Source organism: Rothia sp. HMSC073B08, assembly GCF_001812975.1.
In the GTDB taxonomy this organism is placed as follows: Bacteria; Actinomycetota; Actinomycetes; order Actinomycetales; family Micrococcaceae; genus Rothia; species Rothia mucilaginosa.
Map to the genome: position 1 here is coordinate 1 of NZ_KV811045.1, position 3,876 is coordinate 3,876.

2 protein-coding genes are annotated in these 3,876 nt (G+C 59.6%); one reads left to right on the forward strand and one right to left on the reverse strand.

Annotated elements, in window-relative coordinates; translation table 11 throughout:
• Nucleotides 1-356 precede the first annotated feature (356 nt).
• Nucleotides 357-2,279, forward strand: coding sequence for a tetracycline resistance ribosomal protection protein Tet(W) (tet(W), locus tag HMPREF2884_RS00405; protein WP_049362095.1), 1,923 nt, complete (start codon nt 357-359; stop codon nt 2,277-2,279).
• Nucleotides 2,280-2,499: 220 nt separating this feature from the next.
• Here the strand turns inward: tet(W) and HMPREF2884_RS00410 are convergent, their stop codons facing one another.
• Nucleotides 2,500-3,852, reverse strand: a complete 1,353-nt coding sequence (locus HMPREF2884_RS00410) for an IS30 family transposase (RefSeq protein WP_306437770.1) — start codon at nt 3,850-3,852, stop codon at nt 2,500-2,502.
• Between the last annotated feature and the right edge of the window lie 24 nt (nt 3,853-3,876).

Here is a 3,876-nt window from a genome sequence, read left to right on the forward strand (position 1 = left end):
AAACGATTACACCACTCCACAGGACTTGACCTACTTGCTTTCCTAAAACTGATGTGATACAATGATTTAATCCAGAAAAGGAGTAAAAAATATGCGGCAAGGTATTCTTAAATAAAACTATAATCAAATAGTGGGAACAAAGGATTATGATAGCTCCTTTTGTAGGGGCTTAGTTTTTTGTACCCAATTTAAGAATACTTTTGCCTTATCAATTTTGACATATCCCCAAAAACAGCAATCACAAACAGGTGTATGCTGTATATGTGTATGTCCGCAACTTATAATCCCCAGTGGTAAAAGTATTTTACTGCTGGGGATTTTTATGCCCTTTGGGGCTGTAAAGGGAGGACAATCACATGAAAATAATCAATATTGGAATTCTTGCCCATGTAGACGCTGGAAAGACGACCTTGACGGAGAGCCTGCTATATGCCAGCGGAGCCATTTCAGAACCGGGGAGCGTCGAAAAAGGGACAACGAGGACGGACACCATGTTTTTGGAGCGGCAGCGTGGGATTACCATTCAAGCGGCAGTCACTTCCTTCCAGTGGCACAGATGTAAAGTTAACATTGTGGATACGCCCGGCCACATGGATTTTTTGGCGGAGGTGTACCGCTCTTTGGCTGTTTTAGATGGGGCCATCTTGGTGATCTCCGCTAAAGATGGCGTGCAGGCCCAGACCCGTATTCTGTTCAATGCCCTGCGGAAAATGAACATTCCCACCGTTATCTTTATCAACAAGATCGACCAGGCTGGCGTTGATTTGCAGAGCGTGGTTCAGTCTGTTCGGGATAAGCTCTCCGCCGATATTATCATCAAGCAGACGGTGTCGCTGTCCCCGGAAATAGTCCTGGAGGAAAATACCGACATAGAAGCATGGGATGCGGTCATCGAAAATAACGATGAATTATTGGAAAAGTATATCGCAGGAGAACCAATCAGCCGGGAAAAACTTGCGCGGGAGGAACAGCAGCGGGTTCAAGACGCCTCCCTGTTCCCAGTCTATCATGGCAGCGCCAAAAATGGCCTTGGCATTCAACCGTTGATGGATGCGGTGACAGGGCTGTTCCAACCGATTGGGGAACAGGGGGGCGCCGCCCTATGCGGCAGCGTTTTCAAGGTTGAGTACACCGATTGCGGCCAGCGGCGTGTCTATCTACGGTTATACAGCGGAACGCTGCGCCTGCGGGATACGGTGGCCCTGGCCGGGAGAGAAAAGCTGAAAATCACAGAGATGCGTATTCCATCCAAAGGGGAAATTGTTCGGACAGACACCGCTTATCCGGGTGAAATTGTTATCCTTCCCAGCGACAGCGTGAGGTTAAACGATGTATTAGGGGACCCAACCCGGCTCCCTCGTAAAAGGTGGCGTGAGGACCCCCTCCCCATGCTGCGGACGTCGATTGCGCCGAAAACGGCAGCGCAAAGAGAACGGCTGCTGGACGCTCTTACGCAACTTGCGGATACTGACCCGCTTTTGCGCTGCGAGGTGGATTCCATCACCCATGAGATCATTCTTTCTTTTTTGGGCCGGGTGCAGTTGGAGGTTGTTTCCGCTTTGCTGTCGGAAAAATACAAGCTTGAAACAGTGGTAAAGGAACCCACCGTCATTTATATGGAGCGGCCGCTCAAAGCAGCCAGCCACACCATCCATATCGAGGTGCCGCCCAACCCGTTTTGGGCATCCATCGGACTGTCTGTTACACCACTCCCGCTTGGCTCCGGTGTACAATACGAGAGCCGGGTTTCGCTGGGATACTTGAACCAGAGTTTTCAAAACGCTGTCAGGGATGGTATCCGTTACGGGCTGGAGCAGGGCTTGTTCGGCTGGAACGTAACGGACTGTAAGATTTGCTTTGAATACGGGCTTTATTACAGTCCGGTCAGCACGCCGGCGGACTTCCGCTCATTGGCCCCGATTGTATTGGAACAGGCATTGAAGGAATCAGGGACGCAACTGCTGGAACCTTATCTCTCCTTCACCCTCTATGCGCCCCGGGAATATCTTTCCAGGGCTTATCATGATGCACCGAAATACTGTGCCACCATCGAAACGGTCCAGGTAAAAAAGGATGAAGTTGTCTTTACTGGCGAGATTCCCGCCCGCTGTATACAGGCATACCGTACTGATCTGGCCTTTTACACCAACGGGCAGAGCGTATGCCTTACAGAACTGAAAGGGTATCAGGCCGCTGTCGGCAAGCCAGTCATCCAGCCCCGCCGTCCAAACAGCCGCCTGGACAAGGTGCGCCATATGTTCAGTAAGATCACTGGTTGATTTCCGATCCCAACCGAACACATTGAGCTGACGGCACGCTCCCGCAGTTAACCGAACGCCCCCGAGGTCCTATCCGGGCCCCGGGGGCGGCATTTTCCCAGTTGAAGGAATGGTGGAGATGTGTTTCGATGGGTCCGGTGGCCATGCTCCGCCCGCCGCCCGGCACCTCTTCCCAGACTCAGCCGGACGGTCGGTCCGTCTATTCCGTTTTTCTCCTAGGCTAGGCCAGCGGGGCATCGCCCCTCTCTGCGCGCGCCCTCTCGATGAGCCCCGGCGTCAGGTCGAGATCGCCGAGCGGCACGTCCTCCACGCCGTAGGCGTCCAGCAGCGCCGCCGCGTCCTCCCCGAGCATCGCCCTGAAGGCGCGCGCGGGCGTCGCGAAGCCGAGCGCGCCGCGGGGCTCGGAGTTCACGTGCGACATGGCCAGCGCCAGGTCGGCCGGGGCGAGCCGGTCGAACCTGATTCCGGCGCCCTTGGGCAGCAGCTTCCTGATCTCGACGTGGTTGCGCTCGCAGGCGCCCTTCTGGTCGCTGCGCCTGGGGTCGCAGTAGAACAGCCTCGTCTCGCCCGGCCCCTCGCCGAGCAGCGCCGCGATCGCCGCCTCGTCGGAGAACTCGGCGCCGTTGTCGGTGAGGACGGCGCGGAACACGCGGCGCGTCCCGTCGGCGCCGAGGATGGCCCGGACGCCCTCCAGGGCGTCCGCGACGCACCCGGCGGTCTTCTCCTCCAGCGGCAGCGCGAGCTGGAGCCTGCTGGGGCGGTGCAGCAGCGTGAGCAGGCAGGCGGAGTCCTCCCGGGCCCCCTCGACGGTGTCCATCTCCCAGGCCGCGGCGCACGCGTCCTCCCCGAGGGCGAGGAACGCGGCATGCGACCTGCGGGCGGAGTGGCGGGTCGCCGCCCGGCCCGCGGCGCGCTTCCTCGGCCTGTAGCCGACCTTGCGCCTGAGCTCCATGTTGGTCATGCCGTCGTAGCCCGCCGAGACCCAGCGGTAGATGGTCGACGGCGACAGGTCCACCGGGCCGCCGTTGCGCGCCGCCATCTGCTCGGGCGACAGCCCCCGGCGCAGGCAGTCCCTTATCGCCTCCAGCCTGGCCGCCGCGGCGGGCTCGTCGGCGTCTATCCCGCGCCTGGACGAGACGAGGACCGAGTCGGCGCACAGCTGCGCGGCCCGGGCCTCGTAGAAGACGTGGGGGCGGCGCTTGCAGCCGATCGCGCGGTACCGGCCGCACCCGTTGCAGCAGCGCGGCCACGCCGCCAGGCGCGGGCAGGCCGCCGACAGGTCGGCGGAGGCGTCCACGCGCTCGCCGCGCCTGGCCTTCGGCGCCGTCACGAACCTGTGCGACGCCACCTCGGCGCTCACCGTCGAGGGCGACCTGCCCAGCTCCCTCGCGATCTCCCTGCACGACGCCCTGCGCTCCAGCATCCTCTGGACCGTGTCCCGCTCGTGCCTCGTGAGCCTTCCGTAGGCCCTCGGGACCGCCCTTGCGGAGCCGCTCTTCTTCTTTCCGGACATGCCGTCCTCCGATCTCCCGGGGCCGGCCGATCCGGCCCTCAGGGTATCGGGTTCCCACATTCATCCGCACATGTGCGGATGAAT